18 protein-coding genes and 3 pseudogenes are annotated in these 24,659 nt (G+C 42.7%); 5 read left to right on the top strand and 16 right to left on the bottom strand.

The annotated features are described in order from the left end of the window. A pseudogene (locus ACEW80_RS01070) lies at positions 1 to 106 on the bottom strand (IS1 family transposase); the annotation flags it as partial. A gap of 140 nt (positions 107 to 246) precedes the next feature. On the opposite strand from ACEW80_RS01070, the gene ACEW80_RS01075 reads away from it, so the two are divergent. After that, positions 247 to 648 (top strand): hypothetical protein, encoded by a 402-nt coding sequence (locus ACEW80_RS01075; protein WP_373524823.1) that lies wholly within the window; start codon positions 247 to 249, stop codon positions 646 to 648. A 180-nt stretch (positions 649 to 828) separates the two neighbouring features. On the opposite strand, the gene ACEW80_RS01080 is transcribed toward ACEW80_RS01075, so the two are convergent. Further along, entirely contained in the window at positions 829 to 2,757 is a 1,929-nt protein-coding gene (locus ACEW80_RS01080; RefSeq protein ID WP_373524824.1) for a heavy metal translocating P-type ATPase, read from the bottom strand. 83 nt (positions 2,758 to 2,840) lie between these two features. On the opposite strand from ACEW80_RS01080, the gene ACEW80_RS01085 reads away from it, so the two are divergent. From ACEW80_RS01085 to ACEW80_RS01095, 3 genes and pseudogenes are all read left to right on the top strand, one after another. After that, positions 2,841 to 3,953 carry a precorrin-8X methylmutase gene (locus tag ACEW80_RS01085; protein ID WP_373524825.1) on the top strand — a complete coding sequence of 371 codons (1,113 nt, stop codon included), beginning with the start codon at positions 2,841 to 2,843 and terminating at the stop codon, positions 3,951 to 3,953. A gap of 386 nt (positions 3,954 to 4,339) precedes the next feature. Further along, positions 4,340 to 6,565: pseudogene (locus tag ACEW80_RS01090) on the top strand (efflux RND transporter permease subunit). Between the two features lie 110 nt (positions 6,566 to 6,675). Then, positions 6,676 to 7,164, top strand: a complete 489-nt coding sequence (locus ACEW80_RS01095; protein ID WP_373524826.1) for a hypothetical protein — start codon at positions 6,676 to 6,678, stop codon at positions 7,162 to 7,164. A gap of 127 nt (positions 7,165 to 7,291) precedes the next feature. Here ACEW80_RS01095 and ACEW80_RS01100 read toward each other — a convergent pair whose 3' ends face one another. The 13 genes and pseudogenes from ACEW80_RS01100 to ACEW80_RS01160 form a co-directional block, all read right to left on the bottom strand. Beyond that, entirely contained in the window at positions 7,292 to 7,447 is a 156-nt protein-coding gene (locus ACEW80_RS01100) for a hypothetical protein (RefSeq protein ID WP_373524861.1), read from the bottom strand. A gap of 174 nt (positions 7,448 to 7,621) precedes the next feature. Next, entirely contained in the window at positions 7,622 to 9,019 is a 1,398-nt protein-coding gene (rppB, locus tag ACEW80_RS01105; RefSeq protein ID WP_373524827.1) for a two-component system sensor histidine kinase RppB, read from the bottom strand. Next, entirely contained in the window at positions 8,997 to 9,734 is a 738-nt protein-coding gene (gene rppA / locus ACEW80_RS01110; RefSeq protein ID WP_373524828.1) for a two-component system response regulator RppA, read from the bottom strand. The genes rppB and rppA overlap by 23 nt, the downstream gene beginning before the upstream one ends. 31 nt (positions 9,735 to 9,765) lie before the next feature. After that, complete coding sequence (locus tag ACEW80_RS01115; protein ID WP_373524829.1) at positions 9,766 to 10,290, bottom strand: DUF2808 domain-containing protein; 525 nt, start codon at positions 10,288 to 10,290, stop codon at positions 9,766 to 9,768. 445 nt (positions 10,291 to 10,735) lie between these two features. Then, positions 10,736 to 11,212 carry a DUF2808 domain-containing protein gene (locus ACEW80_RS01120; RefSeq protein WP_373524830.1) on the bottom strand — a complete coding sequence of 159 codons (477 nt, stop codon included), beginning with the start codon at positions 11,210 to 11,212 and terminating at the stop codon, positions 10,736 to 10,738. Positions 11,213 to 11,337: 125 nt separating this feature from the next. Beyond that, positions 11,338 to 12,153, bottom strand: coding sequence for a CemA family protein (locus tag ACEW80_RS01125; RefSeq protein ID WP_373524831.1), 816 nt, complete (start codon positions 12,151 to 12,153; stop codon positions 11,338 to 11,340). A gap of 302 nt (positions 12,154 to 12,455) precedes the next feature. Next, a pseudogene (locus ACEW80_RS01130) lies at positions 12,456 to 12,816 on the bottom strand (hypothetical protein); the annotation flags it as partial. A gap of 103 nt (positions 12,817 to 12,919) precedes the next feature. Then, positions 12,920 to 13,834, bottom strand: a complete 915-nt coding sequence (locus ACEW80_RS01135; RefSeq protein ID WP_373524832.1) for a cation diffusion facilitator family transporter — start codon at positions 13,832 to 13,834, stop codon at positions 12,920 to 12,922. A 9-nt stretch (positions 13,835 to 13,843) separates the two neighbouring features. Further along, the gene (locus tag ACEW80_RS01140) at positions 13,844 to 14,176 is read right to left on the bottom strand and encodes a DUF190 domain-containing protein (protein WP_373524833.1); all 333 of its coding nucleotides are present in this window, start codon (positions 14,174 to 14,176) and stop codon (positions 13,844 to 13,846) included. Positions 14,177 to 14,230: 54 nt separating this feature from the next. Further along, a complete protein-coding gene (locus tag ACEW80_RS01145) occupies positions 14,231 to 14,764 on the bottom strand; it encodes a hypothetical protein (RefSeq protein WP_373524834.1) in 534 nt (177 codons plus the stop codon). A 196-nt stretch (positions 14,765 to 14,960) separates the two neighbouring features. Next, on the bottom strand, positions 14,961 to 18,080 hold the full coding sequence (locus tag ACEW80_RS01150) for an efflux RND transporter permease subunit (RefSeq protein WP_373524835.1): 3,120 nt from the start codon (positions 18,078 to 18,080) through the stop codon (positions 14,961 to 14,963). Positions 18,081 to 18,358: 278 nt separating this feature from the next. Beyond that, a complete protein-coding gene (locus ACEW80_RS01155; RefSeq protein ID WP_373524858.1) occupies positions 18,359 to 20,050 on the bottom strand; it encodes an efflux RND transporter periplasmic adaptor subunit in 1,692 nt (563 codons plus the stop codon). A gap of 862 nt (positions 20,051 to 20,912) precedes the next feature. After that, positions 20,913 to 21,305, bottom strand: a complete 393-nt coding sequence (locus tag ACEW80_RS01160) for an ArsR/SmtB family transcription factor (protein ID WP_373524836.1) — start codon at positions 21,303 to 21,305, stop codon at positions 20,913 to 20,915. A 131-nt stretch (positions 21,306 to 21,436) separates the two neighbouring features. Here ACEW80_RS01160 and ACEW80_RS01165 point away from each other — a divergent pair, with 131 nt between their 5' ends. Then, positions 21,437 to 23,422: a heavy metal translocating P-type ATPase gene (locus ACEW80_RS01165; protein WP_373524837.1), complete on the top strand. Its 1,986-nt coding sequence runs from the start codon at positions 21,437 to 21,439 to the stop codon at positions 23,420 to 23,422. A gap of 50 nt (positions 23,423 to 23,472) precedes the next feature. On the opposite strand, the gene ACEW80_RS01170 is transcribed toward ACEW80_RS01165, so the two are convergent. Further along, entirely contained in the window at positions 23,473 to 24,525 is a 1,053-nt protein-coding gene (locus ACEW80_RS01170) for a F510_1955 family glycosylhydrolase (protein WP_373524838.1), read from the bottom strand. Positions 24,526 to 24,659 lie beyond the last annotated feature (134 nt).

A 24,659-nucleotide genomic window follows, 5' to 3' on the forward strand; every position in this document is an offset into this window, starting at 1 on the left:
ATACATCTATAAATTGACGACCACATCTGACACAAATGTGATTTTGTTTACCTCTTCGCTTACCATTTTTTCTAATCTCCGTAGACTCACAGTATGGACATTGCACAGTAGGTTACCTCAATTCATCCCTCTATTATGCAACGCCCGATTTTGCTGCAAGACGTGGCAAAGGTGCAAACGGGTGCTACTCTGAAGCGGGGGGATGCAAGCTTTAATCCCACATTCCGCAGATGTGACTCATAATCCATGATTACGTTTTTAACAATCCCCGTCTTCTATCTCACCCCTTACATTTTCTTTTGGTCTGTGCTAAACGGGCTAATTGTTGTCGGGCTGTTAAAGGTACTCAAAATTAAAACAACTAAAATAACACAAATTGCGACTGCCATTACAACAGCAGTCGCATCTATTCTCTGGAATTGGAGTATCGAATTTAATCGGTCAACGATACATCTAAATGTTGATCATCCCTATCTCCGGATCTCTTGGGCGGATGCCTTAAATGGCATTTGTGTGTTTGCCCTCACAGCGCTTGTACTTAGTATGTTTACTGACAAAGAAGCTCCTGCCAATTTGTTACTAAAATTGCCTCAGTTGCTGCCCTGCTCACTATCTTTACCGACACATTCTTCTTTTAACGGTGCTTAAACAAAAACTCAAAGCCAAAAAGATTAAAATTTAAGCACTGCTGTCCCTTTCAATGTACTAGCCTGCCAAACCAGGTAAACCCCGCATCTGACGCAAAGAATTTAAGCAGGCTGGGCAATCGCAGCCGAACAATTTTATGGAAGTTTCACTCTCTTCATCTTTACCCCCTACATCCTGAACTCATGAACTTTTTAGTAATCGCAATCCGCTCAACGTCACTACAACCGTAGAGCCTTCATGCCCCAAAACTCCAAATGGAAGTGTGATGTTGCCAGTAAAGTTTAGAATTAGCAAAACCACCACAAAACTGAGGGAAAACACGATATTTTGCTTGACAATGCCTTGAGCGCGACGACCCAGACGAATCGCGTGTTCTAATCGCTCCAAGCGATCTGCCATTAGCACAATGTCTGCGGTTTCCAGAGCAACATCGCTGCCTGCGGCTCCCATCGCAATTCCGACCGATGCCTGGGCTAAGGCAGGTGCATCATTGATACCATCCCCAACCATTGCTACAGTCTGGTATTGCTTTTGCAACTGTCGAATTACACCGACTTTATCTTCTGGCAAGAGTTCTGCGTAAACTTGGTCTACCCCAAGCTGTTGAGCAATGCTGTGAGCAGTGCGCGAGTTATCCCCTGTCAGCATGACAATCTGTTCAATTCCCAAACGTTTCAATCGGGCGATCGCTTGCGCTGCCGCAGGTCGCACGGTATCGGCAACGGCAATGATACCTAAAACCTCACCCGCATAAGCAACCCATACCACCGTGTTTCCTTCTGCTTCCCACTGCTGGCTTTGCTCAGTCAATGCTCTTGAAACAGGCTTCGCTTGTGCCTGGACAAAAGTAGCTTTTCCAACCACTGCTATCTGATGATCAATTTTTCCAGTAATTCCTCGCCCGGCTTGTGCTTGACCGTTGACTGCTTCCACCCAGGTCAGATTCTGTTGACGAGCAGACTGCACGATCGCTTCACCAATGGGATGCTCAGACAAACTCTCTAATGCCGCCGCTACTTCAAGTAATCGGTCGGTGGATTGCTGAGTTGACAGGACATCAACTACTTGAAGCTTGCCAGTCGTCAGCGTTCCGGTTTTATCAAAAGCGATCGCCCTCACTTGCCCGATCCGTTCCAATTGCGCCCCATTCTTGAACAAGATTCCATGCCGCGCCCCATTGGCAATCCCCGATAGCAGAGTTGGCATAATAGATGCCATCAGCGCGCAGGGCGACGCAACAACAAGAAAAATTAAGGCTCGATAAATCGTATCTTCCCAGTTCCAGCCCAATAGGAAAGGAGGCAAAGTTCCTAGCAAGATACCTGCAATGACAATAACCTTCGCATAGCCTCGCTCAAATCGTTCGATAAATTGCTGCGAGGGTGGTGCTTCGTTTTGAGCTTGCTGGACGAGACGGATGACTCGCTGAATCAAGCTACTTTCGGGCGGTTGATGAATCTTGAGCCGCAGCGCACCACTGCCATTGATCGTGCCTGCAAAAACTTCATCACCAACGGTTTTCTCTACAGGAATCGATTCTCCTGTGATTGAAGCCTGGTTCAACGTACTGAATCCTTCCATCACCAAACCATCGGTCGGCACTAATTCTCCCGGTTTAACCAAGACTTGATCGCCTATCCTTAGCTCGGAAATCGGTATAGTTCGTTCCTGCCCGTTCCGCATCACTTGCGCTGTATCGGTGGTTAAACTCATCAACCCCTGAATACTCCGCTCCGTTCGCTGCATGGCATATCCTTCAAGTGCGCCACTAATCGCAAAAATCAGGATGAGGATAGCACCATCCACAATCATGTAATATTCCCGCCGCCATAGCCCCAGACCTGCGGCTCCCAAGGCTGCCACAATCATCAGCAAGTCTACATCGAGTTCTTTTTCTTTAAATAGGGTTGTCAAGCCTTCACGCGCACTCTCAAACCCACCAATCACGTAAGCAGTGGTCAGAATGAAGAGGGCGGCTCCAATCCAGCCAAAGTTAAGCGTTTGCCAGCCCAGGAAAACCAGAACCGCACAAGAGATCGCCGCGACTGCATCGGGGTGTTCCTTCGGGAGGTTGGGAAAGCGAAGGCGGAAAGGGGAAGTAGAAACCATTTCTGAAAACGTCCAAATTGATATCCTTCCACCTTACACATTGACATTAGTGTTAATGTCAATGTTTCGAGTAAGCTGAGAGCATGAAGACTGAACATCTGACCATAAAAGAACTGACGGATACGGTTGGGGGTGGCGTTACCCCTCGGATGGTGCGGCACTATCATACGCTAGGGTTGCTACCACCCGTACAACGCTCAGAAGGCAACTACCGCCTTTATACCCAGCAAGATGTACAACGGCTGCAACGGATAATAGCACTGAAACAACAAGGGTTTCAGTTGTCCCATATTCGCCAGCTATTAGACAGCCATTCAGAGGAAACGATTGATCCGACTTTGATGGCTCAATTGCAGCAGCAATATCGTTCCGTTATTCAGCAGATTACCCGGTTGCGCCAAACCGCATCCGCATTGGAGGGATTGCTGGGGCAAGATCGTGATTGTCAGATCACGCAAGCCGAAGCTCTGGCACAACTAAAGCAATTGGAAGTTGATACCCAGGAGGGGTTAGGTAAGCTAGATCAACTTTGGATAAACCTAGATGCGGAGACAACCACGCACCCCGAAGCGTTTCAAGAATCTTTGCAGCGGCTGCTCCCCGATTTATCTCACTATTCTGAAATCACGGTACATCTGTTGCATCAACTCGTGCTGGCGTGCGGAGATGTCAGCTTAGTCAATTTCGTTCGATTGAGTCGAGATGCGATCGCTGCTGCATGGGATGCTCTCAAATTCGGGTGTTCGGTAGTGACAGATGTGCCAGCCGTAGCTGCCACGCTCGATCACACGCGGTTGGCTCATTTAGGATGTTCCGTTGAAGCACTGATTGATGATCCTCACATCACAGGGGCAAGTGAGGCAGAACAGGCATTTTGGGATCATCACCTCTGGCAGAAACGACTACAACAAATTCCAAAGGGGTGTGTACTCGTGATTGGATACGCCCCTTCGGTACTCCTGAGTGCCTGTCAGTTGATTGAGCAGCAGCAAATTCAACCAGCTTTTGTAATTGGAATGCCGATCGGATTTAGTCATGCCCCAGCAGCAAAGCGACGATTAATGGAAACACAAATTCCTTACATTACGATTCAAGGCAGTCTCGGTGGTGGACTTTTAGCAGCGATGACGTTAAACGCATTGGTTGAAACATTGATTGAAAAGCCAGATTGCCACTGCTATCTCACTCGTCCGTAGTATTAGAAAAATTTAGTATGAACAACAGAAATCATCCAAGAAACCAGACTGGGACAGGCAAATGTTTACAAGCATCTGAAAGTATTGATGCAAGCAGCTATAGTCACTCGTCAGTCACAAGAAATTAGTGTTTTTTACCAAATTACTGACCCGATAATTTTTGAGCTATGTGAGTTAGTGTGCGTAGGCGTAGCCCGCCATTCGCGTAGCGTCTCGCAGAGAAGGCATCGCCTTATTCTGTTGAATCACAAATATTCAACCTTGATTTCATCCTGATTTCATCTTCATTTGAGACATTAGATATAGTGCCAAACTGTCAAAACTACAGATTATCCTAGATCGATTCACTGTATCGTCAAGCAAAAAACCCTTGAGGGGTCTCAAAAATGCTCAATACCATTGTCAAATGGTCGATCGCGCAAAGATGGCTAATCGTTATTGCCTCGATATTAATCAGTCTGTGGGGATTGCGCGTCATCACGCAAATGCCCCTTGACGTATTTCCTGCTTTTGCTCCGCCGCAAGTCGAAATTCAAGTCGAAGCTTCCGGTTTAGCACCAGAAGAAATCGAGTCTTTGGTAACTCGCCCAATTGAAAGTGCGATTAATGGCACACCTGGATTAGAATCTCTGCGGTCTTCATCTGCTATTGGCATTTCTGCTATTAAAACTGTTTTTAGCTGGGACACCGATATTTACCGCGCCCGTCAACTGGTAACAGAGCGATTGCAAGGGGTGAAACTGCCACAAGGAGTCGAACAGCCGGAAATTCTGCCTGTTAGTTCGCCTTTGGGATGGGCTGTCAAATATGCTTTTAGCGCTGAAAGCACTGACATGATGGAGGTGTGGCGCATTGTCAACTGGGATGTAAAAAATCGCTTGCTGGCTGTACCAGGGGTGAGTAACGTATTTCTTTATGGTGGTGATGAGCGGCAATATCAAGTCTTGGTAGATCCAGACAAGCTCAAAGCTTATAATGTCTCCCTGCCAGAAGTCACTCAAGCAGTACAGAATGCTAACGTCAATGTGCCGGGAGGATTTTTGATTACTCCTGACCAAGAAACATTAATTCGGGGAATTGGGCGAATAGAGTCAATTAATCAACTCAAGCGTTCGGTTATCAAAGCTGCTAAAGGAACACCCATATTACTTGAACAAATAGCAGAGGTCAAAATTGGCCCAGGACTAAGACGAGGAGATGGACTATTTCAGGGCAAACGAGCAGTAATTTTAACTGTATCTAAGCAGCCTGCCGCAGATACACCCACTGTAGTCAAAGCTGTAGAAGCAGCTTATTGCAGTAGTCTTTGCACCGATTTTTGTCTTGTCTGGGGTGGAAGGTCGCATTTTTACCCCGATGGGAATGGCATATTTGCTATCGATTCTCGCTTCTACCTTAGTTGCACTGACATTAACACCAGCACTATGTGCTTTATTACTAGCAAATCAACCTTTACCGAGTACGGAGACTTGGCTAGAGCGCAAAGTACATCAATTTTATCGTCCAGCGTTGAAGTTTTCGATTCGCCGTCCCCAGGTGATTTTGGGAGTTGCGCTTGCGGGCTTTGTAGCTTCCATAATTATTCTGCCTGGGTTAGGCAAAGTCTTCCTGCCAGAGTTTCAAGACCGCTCTTTGGTCAATTCAATAGTTCTTCTACCTGGGGAATCCCTGAATGCAACTAACCAAGCAGCTTTGGCAGTGATGGATGCCCTCAAAAACGATCGCCGCTTCGATGCCATTGCGTTTCGCTCTGGATTTGCTCAAGGAGATCCGGAAGTAGCAGGGGTCAACTTTGGCGAGTTGGATGTGCAGATTAGCGAAGAAGGAGCGAAAAATCGGGAGAAGACTGTTGAAGTACTCCGCAAAGAGTTTGAAAAACTTCCTGGTGTGGCGACTAATATTGGTGGATTTATCTCCCACCGAATCGATGATATTCTCTCTGGTGTGAGAAGTGCGATCGCTGTCAAAATCTACGGCCCCGAACTCGAACAACTCCGCATTATTGGTAAACAGGTACAATCCGCCATGAGTGGTATTCCCGGCATTAGGCACAAGAACAAGCAACACAGACATTGATAATTGCAGGTGCGGTTGCGTTAGCAGCAATTTCTGTGCTGATTTACTTTGCCGTCAAGTCTATTCCTGCCACAGCAATGATTATGATTAACTTGCCATTAGCATTAATTGGTGGTGTAATCTCAGTCGCCTTGGGTGGTGGTATTATTTCCGTTGCTTCAATGGTTGGTTTTATCACTCTATTTGGTGTAGCTACTCGCAACGGATTGCTGTTAGTAGATAACTATAACAATCGCCTAGCAGAGGGAATACCACTCAAACAAGTGATTGTTGATGGTTCGATGGAACGATTAGTTGCAATTCTTATTACAGCACTTTCGTCAGCACTAGGTATGGTTCCCCTAGTAATTGGTTCTGGTGCAGGTAAAGAAATTTTGCAACCTTTGGCTGTGGTAGTGTTAGGTGGCTTGGTTACTTCCACTGCTTTAACACTCTTAGTTTTGCCGGCTTTGTATTCGCTATTTGGGAAATTTTTGGTTCCCAAAAAGACTACACAAGTACAAGAAATCGATGTTACTCAAGGTTCAGTTGTATGACACTTAATTTATTAATTCTTCCCAGATGTCCACCTGGGAATGTAGAGATATTCATGCACTACGTATGGGATTTAGCGAAATTTTTCTAATAATCAATGAGGAGTAAATCAATGCAATCATTCAAATTAGGCTTTGTTGTTTTCGCCAGTATAGGATTACTTTTTTTGGGAGCTTGTGGTAATCAAGCTTCTGAGTCCAGTAGCAATCCTTCTGTGGCTACTCCAGAAACCGCAACGAATACAGGAACCACAGCCAACTCTGAAAAATCTGCTCATGGTGGCTCGGGTGGTAAAAATGCTCAAGTCGTTGAAGCAGGAAAATATCACTTAGAGTTTGTGCCTGAGAAAGAAGGTAGCACGACTCACTTAGATTTATATTTGCAAACAGGTGACAAACACGAAGCAGTTCCAAATGCGAAAGTGACTGCTGATATTCAGTCACCAGATGGAAAGCAAAAAACAGTTCCCCTAACATACGATGCTGATGGTAAACACTACGCTACCAAGTTGGAAGGAGTTACGGCGGGTCAATATCAAGTGAAAGTTACCGCGAATGTTGGCACAGAAAAAGTCAACGGTAGGTTTAGTTTTAATCAGTAATCCGAGTATTTAGGCATCGCTTGCAGGGCAGTTATGGCTCATATTGATAGTCATTCATTAAGTTAGCCTAAATTTCAGGGTAAGCCTTGCTTGCCCACCCTGAAAATAAGCTGATTAAAAATGATTTTTACCTAATTTCGAGCCTGAATATTGCTGACTGCTGAATCTGCTGAAAGAGAGTTTGTGTTTGCTGATATCTCTGGGTATCTCCTTCTTGTTGAAACAGAATTGCAGCTTGCTGTAAATCGGTAATAGCGCTTTTGCGATCGCCGGAATATTCCACTCTTGTTTATTCGTACTAGTTGCAGTTTTTTCTGACTGAGCTAATTCTTTAGATGAAGGAGATGGTGCTAGAGTTTGATTAATACTTGATAGGTGAAGCCACAGCCTACCTCAAAAGACAAGTTGTTAAACTTAACTTTTTTAGTGATTTCATTTATATCCTTTAGGAGGGTATTCAATTCTCATCTGTTGATAGATAGGTCAGTTGCTTCGGTTCTCCAGTCAAGGGCAAGTGAACGATGAAGGTGCTACCTTTACCGACTTGGCTTTGCACCTGTATACTACCTCCATGAGCCTGAACAATTGCAGTCGCGATCGCCAATCCCAATCCAGATCCACCAGTACGACGCGAGCGATCGCTATTCACTCGATAAAAACGGTCAAAAATCCGCTTTTGCTCGTGCGATGCAATGCCAATACCTGTATCTTGAACTTCAATCACTGCATCAGCGTTGCTGCGCTTGAGGATGATAGTTACATAACCGCCAGCAGGGGTGCATTGAATAGCATTGGCAATTAGATTAGAAAGTACACGTAACAGTTGGTCTTCATCTCCCATTACGTATAAAGGCTCTTGGCATAAAACCAAAGATGTTAGCTGCAAAGAAGCCGCAGCCGCTAGCGCTGAAAATTCTTCTATCAGATCATTAATCAAAATATTCAGACAGCAATGTATTTTTTCTGTCGCTAGCGTTTGCTGTTCCAATCGAGACAGTAACAGCATATCCTGAACTAGTTCAGCTAGTCGATGATTCTGACGTTGAATAGATGTCAAAATATCTCGCGCCTCCTCCGGCAGATACTCCATATCAAATAAAGTCTCTACCGTTGCATTAATCGCTGCTAGAGGAGTACGCAACTCATGAGAGGCATCAGACGTAAACTGTTGCATTTGTTTATACGACCTGTCAATTGGTCGCATTGCTAACCCTGCCAGCCACCAACTAGAACCACCAACTAACAATACCGTAATCGGCAATCCCAACGCCAAAATTAATTTCAAAGCAGTCAGACGACTATCAAGGTCATTTAGATTGCGCCCTACCTGAATATAGCCCCAAAGCTGATTATCTTGAGTGTGCAGCAGTAGAGACTTTTGACTGTAACGATTGCCTTGTAAGTCTTTGACTGTTTGCCACACTTGAGTTTGCACAGTCGGTGGCAATTCATCAGGTTGGAAACCTGCCACTGCAATTAACTGTCCTGAACCATCGACAAAACGGATGTAATATTGCTTATCTTTATATACAGGACTAAAAATACCGTGTTCATCACGGGTGCTTTGACTGTGGCTCAGGATCTTTTGGGTAGGACAACTGGATGGGTCTAAACAAATATTTGGTAAAACCTGCTGGAAAACTGGCTCTGTAAGACCAGGCTGTTTCAAAGTCGGTTCAATTACATCATGTAGTGTACTTGTTACCGATTCTAGTTCCCTGTTGATAGAAACCACATAAGCATCAATGATTACCTCATAAATCACGAAACCGCATAAGGATAGAATCAGAGCCATAACTACCGCATACCAGGTAGCCAATTGCCAGCGAGTCTTACGAAATAGTCGAATCTGCATTGCCAGGATTGAAACGATAGCCCATACTAGGGATAGTTTCGATTAACCCATCACAACCATATTCCGATAATTTGCGTCGCAAAAGTCGGATTTGAGCTGCTACTACATTACTAACGCGTTCTGCACTAAATGCATACAGATGATTCAAAATTTGGTCGCGAGTAATAACTGTATTGGGACGTTTCATCAAGTATTCTAATAATTGAAATTCTTTTTTTGTTAAATAAATTACCTTATTTTCACCATTAGGATACTGCCGCGAAACTGTACAATTACCGCAGTCTAGTATAAGTCCACCAACTTGCAATTGTAAAGGCTGGAACTGGGGCGTAAGCGTTGCACCTCCAAAGGAAGCTCGCCTTTGCAAAGCCCGCAACCGTGCCAGTAGTTCTGCCATGCCAAACGGCTTTATCAGATAGTCATCAGCCCCTGCATCTAGTCCAGCTACCTTATCTGCCATGCTATCTTTAGCGGTTAGCATCAGCACAGGCAAAGTATTGCCCCGAAGCCGTAAACGCTTGCACAGTTCTAAACCTGACATTCCCGGTAACAACCAATCAAAAATTGCCAGTGTATATTGAGTCCAATCATGTTCTAGATAAATCCAGGCTTCATTTCCATCCAAAACCCAGTCAACAATATATCTTTCTTTACTCAACTTTCGCTGAATTGATGCACCCAGATCCGGCTCATCTTCAACTAGCAAAACTTTCATAATCAGTAGATGTATTTTAGTAATTTGTTCATTAAATTACACGCAATTGAGCGACACCAATTGGTAACTCTGCATTCATACCAGCGAGAATGGCAGATATTTTGTAGAACTTATTACCACTGGTCACTGCTGTTTTTTTAACATTATTCATTTCTACAATTATGACAGTTCCAGGGGCGACTGATTCGGTAAACTCTAATGTAGCTTTTTTGCCTTGAATAGAAACTTTTGCAGCGATTTTTTTACCGGATTGATCGGACGTATCAATATTGTCTCTGAGAACAATGTTAGCTGGAGCTTCGATAATTAGCTGAGAAATAGCCTTGCTTTGTTGGGGAACTTCTATTTTTAAAGTATGTCTAAGAATTCTCCAGTGGCGAATACCCTCAGGAGATTCCACTAAGCTAATAACGTGAGGAAAGTTACTAGATTGTGGTGTAGGATTTGCATAAGTAGCTGGAACCAAAACTGCCATAGTCAAGGCGAAAATAGTAGTATATGTTAGTATTTTATTCATAATCACTCCTATAATTACTTTACTACTTTCATCAATCATCAGAATTATTTTCGGTAATGAAGCTACCTATTAAAAGGTTAACAAAGTGAGATGAAATTTGGATGAAATTTTAGTCATTACCAAGATAATTAATATTGTAATCGTTGAGACTGATTGCCTAAGTATCAGTAATTAAAGCTGCGAAATAAGGGTAAATACAGCAAAATAGATTAGTTTATTCATTAGCTTCCTCGCTTAATAAATAACTCAAAAAATCTCTTAGTTATTAATTAGTTTGGTAGCCAGAAATAAAATTGAGATAATAACTAAAAACTATAAATTTTATATTTAAAATAAATATAAAATTTATTGACATTTTCAACACTATTAAGCTAAAGATGCTTAAGTTAATTAAAGTAACGTTTTGTTATTTTTTTACTATGCATTCTTTCTGGATCAAAGAAGGAAATTGATTATAGAGATAAACTCAAGACTATAATCAGAATTAATGTGTAGGGAACTGAGCTATCCCTACAGGAATCTCTACGTCACTACCAATAACTTTAACCGAAATGCTATAAATAGAAGTGGAACTGAAAGTTTGTTGTAATACTCTATTAAGAGTAATATTAATTTTAGTTGTAGCAACAACTGGTTCAGGAAAAAATATTATGATTTTCCTACCATTTACAGAAACATTGATCTTGATTTTTTCACCTTGATTATCCAACACATCAATATCATTGCTTACAGCTACAGTAGATGGAGTATCAATTATTATCTGGGAAATACTTTTACCATTCTGAGGAATGTTTATTCGGAAAGTATGTTTAACAAGTTGCCAACTATTAGGTGAAAATTGGAGATTATTATCCACATTGGGATCTACGTCATAGTCTGTTTTGGCAATTGCATACCCAGCAGAAATTAAAGCTGAGGTAGCCGCAGTAAATGCTACTGTCGCGTAAATTATTTTTTTCATCTTAGCTGTCAAACCAATAGAATATGTTAATAAGATTACATTTTTTAAAAGTGCATAAACTACTACTTGATCAGTATGACAGAAGACTATGAAATTTGGATGAAATTTTGACTGTTTAACTAAAACTATTCATTCATGCTATGGTAGGTAGCCACAGCTGAAGGAGAACTGCGGTTGACGTAGCGAAAAATCCAATATTTGAAAATTGTATCCATGACAACTGGGACAGTAGCAATAAATAGTAAAATCAGACTTTTATTTTCTGGAAGACCAAAATGCTTTGAGGTATTTTCTAAAATTATTTCCCAACCATAGGTAGAGTGATAACCGACAAAGATATCAGTAACGAGAATAATGAAAAAAGCTTTCGCGGAATCGCTTAAGCCATACATTAAGTCGGCACTAAAAAATTGAATAGTGGTAAGCTGCTGCTTACCAAAGACACATAATATAATAAATGACAATAATGAAAGTATATCAGCAAAGATATTAGCAACTGCATCAATACTTTCAGTTTTGTATTTTTGGGATAATGCAATAGCCTTATCTTTGACCTTCTGTTCTACAATATTTGAAGAAAGTTCTGGAGTTTTTCCCAGCAGTACTTCAAATTGAATTTTCCGCTCAAATCTTTTCAATTCAGTTAAGGCTCTTTCTTCCTGAGAAGAATTTAAGAAAATTTCTGATGGTTCTTGGCTCCAGTATTTATAAATCAAAGGTTGGATTACAAATGTTTTAAACAGATTATCCACTAATAATGGAACAATAAATAGAATTAACAAATAACGGAGAGAACTAATTGTTCTCTGACGAGAAGCGCGAAACTCTTCAACAACCTTATGCTCCGCATTTGGCTCTAGTGCTTGTTTTAGCTTTTCTAGAGTTTGTATTATCGACCGAGGAACAAAGCTAAGTTTTTGAGATTTTGGATTAGGTTTCATTCTCATTTGTTCGATAAAGTCAGGCTATTAGCATTACCGTTGTGGCTGAACTAAAAAGCCTGAGAATAGTTGGAACAAAGCCAAGGGATAAGCTCCTAAAAGCTACTATATATAATCAGGATGAAATTAGGATGAAATAACTCATCGAATACTAAATATTCAATAATAAAAAATCAAACTTTTGGTCATAACTAGTTATTGCATGACCAAAAGTCTAAAGATAATTATTAAAGGACAAGTTTAGATAGCTATACGTTAGTCTAACGGCATAAAAATGAAATAAAGATGAAATTTCAGCATGACTATTGTACGTTAACCCAGAAATCAGCAAGTGACAATTTTGCCATTACGATTGAACTGTCCACAAAGTTTATATTTGTCTGGTTGAGTAAAATTAGTTATAAAATGAATTTGTCCAGGTGGAGTATTTTTCAAAGCATGAGCATGGATGTAGTCGGTTTCTATTAACAGTGATGACTGTTTGAGGATGACTAAATATCCACTTTCTCCCAAATAAGGCTGTAAATCTTTGACTGGTTGGTTATTATAAGTCTGTTTTAAATCAAACATCACTGTGACTTCTTGACCTGCTTTTAGAGTAGGTTGGGAGAAAGTCAGATTAGCTTTAGTATTATCAAAAGTCTTAGTTGGGTTCAGATCAATTGTGGAACGCTACCGCCAACTGCTCATTATTTGGCGATCGCAAAGAGCGACGTAGAAATCTTTGCCGTCTGCTTGTTCCAAAGAGTGATATCTAACAATTGACTTAAACTAGGTTGTCAGGAGCAAAAGGACATTGGTAACTCGGATCGCCTGTCTCCACCTGAATAGTTGGGTGTTCAATGCTGAAATTGTCGTGAAGCTCACGGACTACCCGTGCTAAAAAAGTATTACCGGGATAACCTGCTGGGATGACAAGGTGAACAGTGAGTGCTGTTTCTGTGGTACTCATTGCCCAAATATGTAAGTCGTGAACTTGAGCCACGCCAGGGAGTTCGGTTAGATAAGTACGGACAGCCAAGGGTTCTATTCCTGCTGGTACAGCATCTGTAATCAAATTCAAGGATTCCTGCAAAAGTCCCCAAGTGCCAGCTACAATCACCACAGTAATAATTAAACTCACCGCTGGGTCAAACCACAGCCAACCTGTAGCAATAATTGCAATACCAGCCAAAACAACCCCTACAGATACCACTGCGTCTGCAACTAGATGTAGGAATGCACCTCTAATATTCAAATCACCCTTGCGCCCCGACAAGAACATCAAGGCACTTACTGTGTTAATGACAATTCCTATAGCTGCTACTATAATTACCGTTCCCCCTGCTACCGGAGCAGGTTCACGAAACCGTTGAATTGCTTCCCAGCCAATACCGCCAGAAACAACTAGGAGAAAGGTGGCGTTTAAAAGCGCAGCCAAAATTGAAGAACGACGCAGCCCGTAAGTGCGACGTGATGTCGGGCGACGACGGGCGAGAATGCTTGCTCCCCAAGCAAGTAGTAAACCTAAAACATCACTCAAATTGTGACCGGCATCGGCAAGTAAGGCAAGGGAGTTACCAACAATGCCATAAATTGCTTCGATGATGACAAAAGCAGTATTGAGGGTAACACTGATAACAAAGGCACGGTTGTAATTACTGCCACCGTGGTCGTGTCCGTGACTATGATTATGAGACATGACTGTTTTTCACACCCTACTAATGGAGAGAACTTCTATGGTTTGACAAGTCACAAACTTGTCTTTAAGCATATGTTTGACCAAGGAAAAAAATTCGGTTATTGCAGTTTCACTATCAATAACCGTAATGAGAAGCGGTAGTGCAGATGACTCAGTAGACGAGTCTAGCTGATTTAGAGTACGAAAAACGCCATGTTTGCCATATCCAGAAATTGCCCGCACCACTGTTACTCCGGTTAATCCTTGTCTGCGAGCCATTCCAAGCAGAACTTGATGAAGGGGTTGATGCTCCCAACAATCAAACTCGCTAACATAAATTGTTAATTGTTTCCATGTTGTCATCTAGCTTTTCCTATACTGGTATCGCTATTATCGCTAATTATTTATTTGCTCGTATTATCGTTTAAAAGTAAAGCGACCATTAAATTTTTCGCCTTTTACATCCGTTTGAATAACAACTTTATACTCTCCCGTTGCAGTTGCAGGCAGCTTTGCTGTATATTGCTTTTCCTCGGTATTATAAGGAACTTGTAGGGTTTTGTTACTGCCATCTGGTAGCTGAACTTGAGCCGTGAGCTTGGCATCAGTAATTGCTTTGTCCTGCTCGCCGTGTACATTTATATCTAAATGAGTAGAATCTTTTTCTATATCTGGGTTGAACTCTAAATGATATTTGCCCGAATTTACAACTTGACTGCTACGCTTCTCTCCACTATTGGAGTGACCATCTTTTTCATCATGAGCATGACCGTCGTTTTCATTATGCGCTTCCCCAGTTTTAGAAACGGGTTCAGTTTTGGCAGATGTTTCTGTAGTTGCAGTCTTGGTGGCACTTTCCGAGTTAGCAGCTTGATTCCCTGCACCACAAGCACCCAAAAAAATTAATCCGACACTGCTAACAATTACTAAACTGGTCTTCAGAAATTTCATTAATTCAAACTCCTTAATGTTTTGTGAATTAAAAACTAGTGCATTAGGGTAGCCGTCAACTAACCATTAAAAATTCCTGAAAATCTTACGCTGTATTCATTTTGACTTTTGACTCTTGCGAGTTCGCCAGTTGCTTTATGCCGGGGAACCCGTCCACCGCACTGGCTCACTTTTGACTTTTGACTTCACGGCGGTACTAGGCTCTGGCTTCTCGTCCAATTTCTGGCTGAATAATTGGTTCAGCCTTTCTTGGCACCAAAAATCTCCTAAACTGCACATAAGAAGCTGGAAGTACTAACAGAGTTAAAGCAGTAGAGGTAAACAATCCACCTAATACTACAACCGCTAGTGGCTGAAGAATTTCTTTGCCTGCACCACTACCAATTACCAGTGGTACCATACCCAATGCTGAAGCCAATGCTGTCATCAAAATAGCAACTAAACGTTCCATCGAACCTTCCATCAAAACCTGCGGTAAAGGTTGTCCTTCTGCCAATCTGGCATTGTAGTTCTCAACCAACAAAAGTCCGTTACGTGCTGCTACACCAAATAGAGTAATAAATCCTACCATTGAAGCTACGGAAATGATGCCACTTGTCAAGGCAATGGAAATCACACCACCAATTAATGCCAAAGGCAAATTAATTAAAATCATGATGGTTGCAGGAATTGATTTAACAGCAAAGTAAAGGATAAGTGCGATCGCCACAAACGCCAATCCCCCAGCCGCAAGTAAAGTTTTCGTTGCTCCCTCTTGCGCTTCAAATTGACCACCGTATTCAATAAAATATCCAGCGGGTAATTGCACCTGTTGCTTAACTCTCTCCCGAATATTCTTAATTACAGAACCTAAATCTCGTCCAGCCACGTTGCTGGATACGACAATATAGCGGGAGACGTTTTCGCGGTTGATGGTATTGGGACCTGTACCATAGTTGATTTTTGCGACTTGGGCTAAGGGAATTTTTTGTCCGTTGGGTGTATCAACTAGCAAATTACCGATAATTTCAATATTGTTACGGTATTTTTCTTGCAACCAAACCACCATATCAAAGGTTTGTTGTTGCTCTAATACTTGGGAAACGACTCGCCCATTCAGTGCAGTTTCTACTACCTCTGACAATTCGCCAATAGTTAAACCATAGCGGGCTGCTGCATCGCGGTCGAATTGAATTTGTACCTGTTTAATTGGTACTTGCGGTTCTAGTTGCAAATCTACTAGACCCGAAACCTGGCCCATAGCTGATTGTACTTGTTCACCAAGCTTACGGAGTTGTTCCAAATCGGGGCCAAAAATTTTCACAGCGATCGCACTTCGTACACCTGAGAGTACCTCATCCATCCGGTGCGAAATGAACCCACCAATATTGGGAACAACTCCGGGAATTTTTTCAAATTCTTTACGAATCGTTTCAATTGTTTCTTCTCGGTCTTTTGCTCCCTCCTCGCTGAGTTGGACATCTATTTCCGCCGCGTTTACACCAGCTACCTCAGTATCCCCCACAGCTCGTCCAGAGCGCAATTGAGCCGTTTCAACCCCAGGATTTTTTTTCAGGGCTTTTTCGATCGCTATCCCTACTTGATTGGTTGCATTCAGAGATTGACCAGGCATTAAAACTGCGGCGATCACCAAAGATCGGTCTTGGAATTCTGGTAAAAAAACTTGCCCTAAACCCTGCATAATTACCAATGAAGCCACAAAGCCAGCGATCGCCATTCCCAAAATTATTTTAGGGCGGCGCATAGAAAATTTCAAAGCTGGACGGTAAAGTTTATGGGTTTGTTTTTCCAACCAAGTTTCTGTACTCGGTAATCTTGTATTCGTTAGCAACAGGGCCGACATTGCTGGGGTTAATGTCAGCGCTACTAGGGTGGAAGCAGCAACTGACAGCAGATAGGCTAAACCCATTGGTGCAAAAATTCTACCTTCCACACCAGAGAGGGCAAAAATCGGTGCGAAGACAACTACAATAATAATTGTGGCGAAGAGGACGCTAACCCGCACCTCAACTGAACCATTAAAGACAACTTGCAGGGGTGTAACAGGATTACCTGCTAGTTGGTTTTCCCGCAAGCGGCGGTAGACGTTTTCCACATCTACAATGGCATCGTCCACCACTGATCCAATAGCCACCACGAGTCCGCCCAAAGTCATGGTGTTAATGCCTTGTCCTGTCCAGTTCAGAATCATCATTCCTAATAATATGGACACGGGTAAGGCGCTCAAACTAATGATTACCGTGCGCCAATTCATCAAAAACAGAATCAGGATGATGGAAACAATGATAGTACCATCACGCAAAGCTTCTTCGACGTTTTTGAGCGAGGTTTCGATAAAATCTTCCTGACGGAAAGTAGTTGTAATTTTGACATCTTTAGGCAGACCGACTTGAATTTCCTCTATTGCTTTTTCAACTGCCTTTGTTACTTTTGGCGTATCTGCTGCTGGCTGTTTGTTGACTGTCAAAATTACCGCTTTTTTACCCGCAAAACTGCCATCGCCGCGTTTGAGTGCTGCACCGATTTGGACATCCGCCACTTGTTCCAACAGTACTGGCGTGCCATTTTTGGCTTTAATTACTGATTTTTTCAACTGCTCGATAGATTCAATCCGCCCTACCCCTCGCACCAATGTCTCTTGGTCAGGAGTAATTAAAAATCCCCCTGGTGCATTGGCGTTGGCTGCTTGTGCTGCTTTAGTGACATCATCAAGGGAAACATTAAACGCTTTCAGCTTATCAGGGTTAACCAACACTTGATACTGACGCTCATCCCCACCAAATATGACAATATTACTTACACCAGGGACAGCCAGCAGGCGGTTCTTCACTTGCCAGTTGACAATCCGCCATACCTCCATTAATGGAGTGGTTTCGGAGGTAAAGGCGTATTTGACAGTCCATCCTAAAGGTGAACTGACGGGAAGAACCTCTGGATCTTCTACACCTTGCGGTAGTTGACTGCGTGCTTGTTGCAACCGTTCTGTCACCAATTGACGAGCGCGATAAATCTCTGTATCCGAGCTAAAAGTCGCTCTCACAGCCGAAAGACCTACAGCCGAGGAAGAACGCAATGCTTCTAGTCCTGGGATACCGTTGATCGCACTTTCTATTGGTCGGGTGACTAGGGATTCAACTTCCTCTGCTGCAAGTCCTGGGGCTTCTGTCATAATTTCCACTTGCGGGGGAGCAAAGTTGGGAAATACATCCAGTGGCATTTGCGTAAGGACGAGAAAACCCCAAACAGATATGAGGATGGAAGCAATAACTATTAGCCAGCGTTGGGCAATAGACCATTTAACAATATAATCAAGCATTTTTTGACTTACATAGGATTTTTCAGCCCTAAACCCCCTCTAAAATTGTCAATCTAAAATCTCCTAGTACACAATTTCGTAAATTCGTGACCAATTGAGAGTTTAAATTGAAACGCAGAGAGAAGTCTGAGCGGCGGAAACCGCCGTTAGTGTAGCGCGAAGGAGTCTGCGAGCGTCTCTGAACTTCTCCCAAAGGGAGAACGGTGGGGACGGGTTGAGCGCCCAGAAACGCAAAGTTTGTTCGAGTTTATTTGTTACGAACTTAGGCAAAACTGTACTTAGTTTGGTGAATGAGGATTTTCACGTTCTTCATTCTCAATCAGCTTGGCTGGTTGAGACAAGATAGGTTGCTTATGGTTATCGGTATAAATCTCAGTTTCATACTCGTAGCCGGAATTGCCCACTGCTATTAAAGGCGATCGCGTCGTGCGACGACCAGACCAGAAGCTACCTCCCATGAAAGCCACAATAGCAATGGCTGCTCCTCCCCCTGCTCCAATCCACCAGGGTACTGGTAAGCTAGGCGTTTTAACTTCTGTTGTTTGTACAGGAGTTTGCGTGTCTTCGTCTGCTTTTTTCTTGGTATCACCCCGTAACGACTGTGCATAAAGTTGTGGCGCACGCTGAGTAACTACTGAATCTCCCTCGAATAAACCACTTTTAATCTCAATTAAATCCCCAGAGATTTGTCCTAACTCAACTTCAACAGATTGGAAGGCATTGCCGTTTTGGACATAGACCAATTTTTTACTATTTGCATCCACTACGGCAGAATTGGGAATTGCCAAAGTTGCTGTAGATGTTTGGTCTGTGACAACTTCAAGTTCGGCAAACATTCCGGGTTTGAGCTGCCCTCTGGTATTATTGACTTCGGCTTGTACTGGTACTACTCGCGTTTCTCCTTCCACCACTGAGCCAATCCGTGTAATCCTTCCTGTAAAGGATTGATTAGGTACGCTAGCAACCTTCATCCTTACCTGTTGACCTGTCCTGACTTTATCTAAATCTTTTTCATAGATATTCGCTGTGGCAAAAACCCGACTATCATTCACAATCGTCATTAACTTGCCACCCGCATCCTGAAAAGATTGGCCGATCGTAACTTCCCTGTCAGCAACCTTGCCGGAAATCGGAGCCGTTACTGTTATTAGCCCCTTAGCATTAGCGCGGTTTCCTAGTTGAGAAAGGCGAGTTTCATAAATAGCACTGCTGCGATTAATATTTGACTTTGCTAGGCTAACTGCTGCTTGAGCGCGCTTTAGCTGATTTTCAGCCGCAATGACATCGCGGTGGCTATTAGCTGTGGTCAGTTTAGCTTTAGCTTCTGCTAGCTGGGTTTGAGATTCTAGGGCGTTGCGACGTGCCAAAGCACCTTCAGTGGCTAACACTTGATCTTTCTCATACTTTTCTTGAGCAAATGCGACTTGACTTTGGGCTTGGGCAATTTCTGCTGCGGCTATTTGCTGATAGCGATCGTAGTTTTGTTGAGCCAGCCTCAAGTCAGCTTGAGCCTGCTGTAAATCAGACTGTCCTTGTGCCAGTTTTTCCTGAGAGTTAACCCGCAGTTCTACTAAATCAGGACTAGTTATAACGGCGACAGGTTGGCCTTTCTTTACTAATGCACCTGGTTCCACCAACAGTTCAAGAACTTTTACCCCTTGAATTGGGGTGGTGACTTCAACTTTCTGGCTAGGTAAGGTTTCAATCTGTCCAGTAGTTTTAATGCCGACAGCTAATCGTTGGCGTTGCACTGGTTCGACCTTAACTTCTAGCAGTTTTGCGGTTTCTGCATCAACTGCGACAGAACCCGTTGCTTCGCTTCCACCACCCTGAAATGAACTTCCGCCAGTGTGGTCATGACCACCACCAGCCAAAACAGTAGTAGGAGTATTTAGTAGTAATAAACTCAACATTGTCAACGAAACATAACGCAGTGGAGCAGAATATTGAAACAAATTAGAGATTCCCATCACTTGTTGTGTCCTAATGTAGTGAGAAAGCAGAATCGCATTTGGATGTAGGCATTTGATGTGCAAATTTGGACTACCGCTTTCTTTAGCTAGTTACATTGCTTTTGTGAGTAGCTTAAGGAATTTGACTATTACTCTTTTTCCAGTGTTTCATATTGATATGAAATTTGGGTGAAATTTTTAGTGGCGATCGCTATTAAGAACAACTATTATATTTAGGCTATATTCAGGTTTTGAATATTACACTTTTTCAATAAACACAAAATACACAGAGTATATATAACCCATACATATTTTTGGATGACTGTAGGCATTTTTACAAAATCACCATAAATATCTACAATATTTATATGCCCTGAGTACCATTAGCTAGCGTACAAATTAAATTACCCATAGCTTTCTAAGTAATTAAGTAAGCGATCGCTACCAAGCTTAAGCCATTAGAACTATATTAAAAATAACGCAGAAGGAAAAAAAAATTCATCCTTGCTACACCAACGAAGTTACTGACACTATCGATCCCAAACTCATTAAATTGGAGAATAAATAAAAGCCCTGATTTTTTTACTATGGATAAGCTGTTACTCCCAATATCGGCTCACAAGTGGATCAAAAAGCTATCTCGCAATTCTAAAGTGTACATGATTTACTATGATTCTGTTTAACTTATATTTATATTATTAATGAATTCTGACTAATTTCACTCAATGAAATAACTAGTAATTTCAGACTATTTATTGAAAGAGAAATTATCTATATTTTAAAGTATTATCGTAAAGTTAGTCCAAATTTCTATTACTTAAAGTATTTTGAAACTTCAAGCAGACTTGATAACCAGATCAGTAAAAACTTAAACATTTGATTAATTTAAATTTTCTACTAAAGAGCGATATAAATTGATGACGTGACTATCAGCCAAGCTGTAATAGACATTTTTGCCTTCTCGACGATAACTAACTAAACGCATCGCTTTTAATAATCGCAATTGGTGAGAAACAGCTGATTCCGTCATTTTTATCAACGCAGCTAAATCACAAACACACAACTCTTGGTCAGCCAAAGCTGATATCAGCCGCAGACGATTTGGATCTGCAAGTATTCCAAAGACTTCTGCCATCTGTTTTGCCTTGTCTGTAGACAAGATTTGTGCCTGAGTTGAGCGTACATTATCTAGATGTACCAGATGGGTATCACAGGTTGGTGCATCAAAACTTTGAAGTAAGTTCAAGTCCTGCTTTCGCTTGGGCGTGTTCATGGTGTGTAATTTAGGCAATGGTTATCAATCTCAGTATACATAAAATAATAATATTTGTACAATTGAATAACTGTTCAACTGTTTAGCTATAATACTAGCAATTAGCTTTTTAGCCTTTTTTGTAGGTTGTCATGACTCAAATACCCTCCTTTAAAACTCAAGGCTTCCAGGTTAGTGGCATGGACTGCGGAAGCTGTGCTAAGACAATTGAAGCCAGCTTGCAGCAGTTAAGTGGTGTGACAGAAACTTCGGTGAGTTTTGCCACAGGACGGGTAAAGGTTTCCTACAACTTAGATGTCTTGAGTGAAGCTGAAATCGTAAATTCCATTACTGCTTTGGGCTATAGCGTTGATGTGGCTCTTACCAAAACCTTACAAGTACAGGTTGGTGGGATGGACTGTGGAAGCTGTGCCAAGACAATTGAGGTTGGTATGAATCTGTTAATGACAATTTCAGTTGTCGGTGCAGTGATTTTAGGGGACTGGTTTGAAGGGGCACTAGTCGTCTTTCTGTTTTCTTTAGGTACAACCTTGCAAGTTTTCACTTTTGGTCGAACCCGCAATGCAATTCGCGCCCTGATGGATTTGACTCCACTTACTGCTACTGTGAAGCGGGGAAATCAGGAGGTGACAATTCCAGTAGAGAGTGTGCGCTTAGGCGAAATTTTGACGATTCGACCAGGAGGGCGCGTGGCGTTGGATGGCGTAGTTATTTCTGGTAACAGTTCCATTGATCAGTCTCCAATTACAGGAGAATCAGTCCCAGTAGATAAAGAAATAGGCGATACCGTCTATGCCGGGACAATGAATCAGACAGGTTTTTTGTCAGTAAAAGTTACCCACACAGCAGACGATACCACCGTTGCCAAAATTATTCATCTGGTGGAACAAGCTCAAGGAAGCCGCGCTCCCACGCAGCAGTGGGTGGATCGGTTCGCAGAGGTCTACACACCGATTGTAATTTTGATTGCGATCGCCATTGCCCTGATTCCGCCTTTGGCTTTTGCTCAACCTTTTAACGTTTTGGTTTACCGGGCACTAGTAATGCTGGTAATTGCCTGCCCTTGTGCCTTGGTGATTTCCACCCCGGTTTCACTTGTCAGCGCTATTGGTGCTGCAACCCGCCAGGGAGTTTTGTTTAAAGGAGGTAATGCGCTGGAGACAGCTGGACACCTGACTACCCTTGCTTTTGATAAAACTGGCACGATTACACAAGGGCTGCCCGTTGTGCAGAAGGTTTATGACTTTGGCAAGGTGAGTGCAAACATGGTGTTACAGATTGCAGCTTCACTTGAACAACAGTCAGAACATCCGCTCTCCAAGGCAATCGTAGCCAAGGCTCATGAACAAGGCATGGAGTTAGAAACACCTATAAACTTCACGGCACTACCTGGGAAAGGAATTCAGGCGAACTTGAGGGAGCTGTTGTACTTTGTAGGTAATCAACGGTTGTTTTCAGACCAAGGTATTCGCTTATCTGGTGAAGCTGAATCTTTGTTAGCTGAAATTGAACAACTCGGTCAAATTCCGGTGCTGGTAGGGACAAATGAAGGGTTATTGGGAGCGATCGCACTTTCCGATGGCATCCGCTTGGAAGCCACAGAAGCCCTGCGACAGTTGAGGCGGGTTGGATTAAAGCAGTTAGTGATGTTGACAGGCGATCGCACTGCTGTTGCTAAACAGATTGCCCAGCAAGTTGGAATTACAGAGTACCGAGCAGAACTGCTACCAGAAGATAAACTCGAAGAAATTCAACAGATGCGTCGAGTCGGAGTAGTGGGTATGGTTGGAGATGGTATTAACGATGCTCCTGCACTTGCTGCTGCGGATATCAGTTTTGCAGTTGGTGGAATAGATATTGCTCTGGAGACAGCAGATGTCGTGATTGTGGGAAGTGACCTCAGACGACTTGCTTATGCAGTAGAATTAAGCCGTCGCACTGTATCTGTAATTAAACAGAATGTTGTCTTTTCCTTAGTGACAAAAGGTTTATTTCTGCTGTTGGGAACCTTCGGGTTTGTTGGGTTAGCTGTAGCCGTTTTAGCAGATACAGGGACTTCCTTGTTAGTTACTGCAAATGGAATGCGGCTATTTAGAACCAAGACTGTTAAGGATTAAACAATGGTACACAACCACAAGCATCAGGGACATGAACATGGAACTGGCAACTACAACCGTGCTTTCGCAAGTTCTTTCCATGTCTTGCCGCTATCTTGGGATTGAAAGACAGCATTGTTATCATTTACCGTATAAAATATTTGGGGATTACTAGGGGCGATCGCTAATTTTACGACTACACCATTAGTTTCAGTCCAAAGTTTCTCCCACGTTTTACCACCATCACTGCTGCGATAGACACCGGGTGCTGACTTGAGAAAGCGATAGCCATACATTACAGTGGTGTTACCCTCTTTTTGCAGAGCTAGACTGGCGACAGGAGCTTCCCGTGTATTAGGTACTAGCATCCAGTCATCACCACTGTTGATGCTTTTGTACATTCCCGAACGGGTAGTTGCAAACAAATGTTCAGGGCTTTGCGGGTCAACTGCAAGGTCAAAAGGAGCATCGCCTAATCCCTTCATGCGGGGTTTAATCCAAGTTTTGCCAGCATTAGTAGAAGTATGCAGCCCTTGCGCCCCAGAAGCGGGCCATCCATAAAAAACGTTGGGGTTACTCGGTGCGATCGCTATTGCATGAAAATCTACTCCAGGCATGGAAATCTGTTTCCAATCTTGCCCTTGATTCTCACTGATCTGGAATCCTAGATTACCTCCTGTGTGCGGATGTCCACTGGAATAAAAGCGATCGCTGTCAGTTGGATCGGCAGTAAAGCCCATATAATCAGCTCGCTCTTTTCCCATCCAAAACCATTCCCCAGTTTCAGAACGTTGCAAAAGTCCATTATGACTTGCAACATAAATAATATTGGGATTATTTCGATTCACGGTCAAACCATGAACGTGATTATTTGCTTGCCAATTGACCGCTTTCTCTAAGGATACATTTACAGCCTTTGGTTGAGGCTGATTGGTTGATTGGTTGGCGGAGAGTCGCTGGTTGGTTGACTGATTGCTAGTAGGTGGCTGGATAGAACGACCGAACCACACCCCCAAACCTCCGCCTAAGAAGAGCGAAAATGCTATGGGCACGGCGCAGCAAGCCACCATAGCAATTGCCATCCATTTCATCATGTTGTGGTCTTTTGAGTCAGGCTGACTCATAATTGTGTTCCTCCTGAGTAAGTTTTCTGCTGTAGTAAAGCTGTTGACTTATGATGAAATGCAAAAGTAAGCGCGATTTGAGCTTTTGGATAAAAGGAACGAGTTCGATAGTTATCCTGGTTTACCTTAAGTTC

This window comes from Nostoc sp. (assembly GCF_041747015.1).
Classification (GTDB): domain Bacteria; phylum Cyanobacteriota; class Cyanobacteriia; order Cyanobacteriales; family Nostocaceae; genus Nostoc.

Excerpts from the sequence above, each read along its gene's own strand:
- ACEW80_RS01075 (WP_373524823.1), top strand. The coding sequence starts at position 247 with ATGATTACGTTTTTAACAATCCCCGTCTTCTATCTCACCCCTTACATT.
- ACEW80_RS01080 (WP_373524824.1), bottom strand. The coding sequence starts at position 2,757 with ATGGTTTCTACTTCCCCTTTCCGCCTTCGCTTTCCCAACCTCCCGAAG.
- ACEW80_RS01085 (WP_373524825.1), top strand. The coding sequence starts at position 2,841 with ATGAAGACTGAACATCTGACCATAAAAGAACTGACGGATACGGTTGGG.
- ACEW80_RS01095 (WP_373524826.1), top strand. The coding sequence starts at position 6,676 with ATGCAATCATTCAAATTAGGCTTTGTTGTTTTCGCCAGTATAGGATTA.
- rppB (WP_373524827.1), bottom strand. The coding sequence starts at position 9,019 with ATGCAGATTCGACTATTTCGTAAGACTCGCTGGCAATTGGCTACCTGG.
- rppA (WP_373524828.1), bottom strand. The coding sequence starts at position 9,734 with ATGAAAGTTTTGCTAGTTGAAGATGAGCCGGATCTGGGTGCATCAATT.
- ACEW80_RS01115 (WP_373524829.1), bottom strand. The coding sequence starts at position 10,290 with ATGATTGATGAAAGTAGTAAAGTAATTATAGGAGTGATTATGAATAAA.
- ACEW80_RS01120 (WP_373524830.1), bottom strand. The coding sequence starts at position 11,212 with ATGAAAAAAATAATTTACGCGACAGTAGCATTTACTGCGGCTACCTCA.
- ACEW80_RS01125 (WP_373524831.1), bottom strand. The coding sequence starts at position 12,153 with ATGAAACCTAATCCAAAATCTCAAAAACTTAGCTTTGTTCCTCGGTCG.
- ACEW80_RS01135 (WP_373524832.1), bottom strand. The coding sequence starts at position 13,834 with ATGTCTCATAATCATAGTCACGGACACGACCACGGTGGCAGTAATTAC.
- ACEW80_RS01140 (WP_373524833.1), bottom strand. The coding sequence starts at position 14,176 with ATGACAACATGGAAACAATTAACAATTTATGTTAGCGAGTTTGATTGT.
- ACEW80_RS01145 (WP_373524834.1), bottom strand. The coding sequence starts at position 14,764 with ATGAAATTTCTGAAGACCAGTTTAGTAATTGTTAGCAGTGTCGGATTA.
- ACEW80_RS01150 (WP_373524835.1), bottom strand. The coding sequence starts at position 18,080 with ATGCTTGATTATATTGTTAAATGGTCTATTGCCCAACGCTGGCTAATA.
- ACEW80_RS01155 (WP_373524858.1), bottom strand. The coding sequence starts at position 20,050 with ATGGGAATCTCTAATTTGTTTCAATATTCTGCTCCACTGCGTTATGTT.
- ACEW80_RS01160 (WP_373524836.1), bottom strand. The coding sequence starts at position 21,305 with ATGAACACGCCCAAGCGAAAGCAGGACTTGAACTTACTTCAAAGTTTT.
- ACEW80_RS01165 (WP_373524837.1), top strand. The coding sequence starts at position 21,437 with ATGACTCAAATACCCTCCTTTAAAACTCAAGGCTTCCAGGTTAGTGGC.
- ACEW80_RS01170 (WP_373524838.1), bottom strand. The coding sequence starts at position 24,525 with ATGAGTCAGCCTGACTCAAAAGACCACAACATGATGAAATGGATGGCA.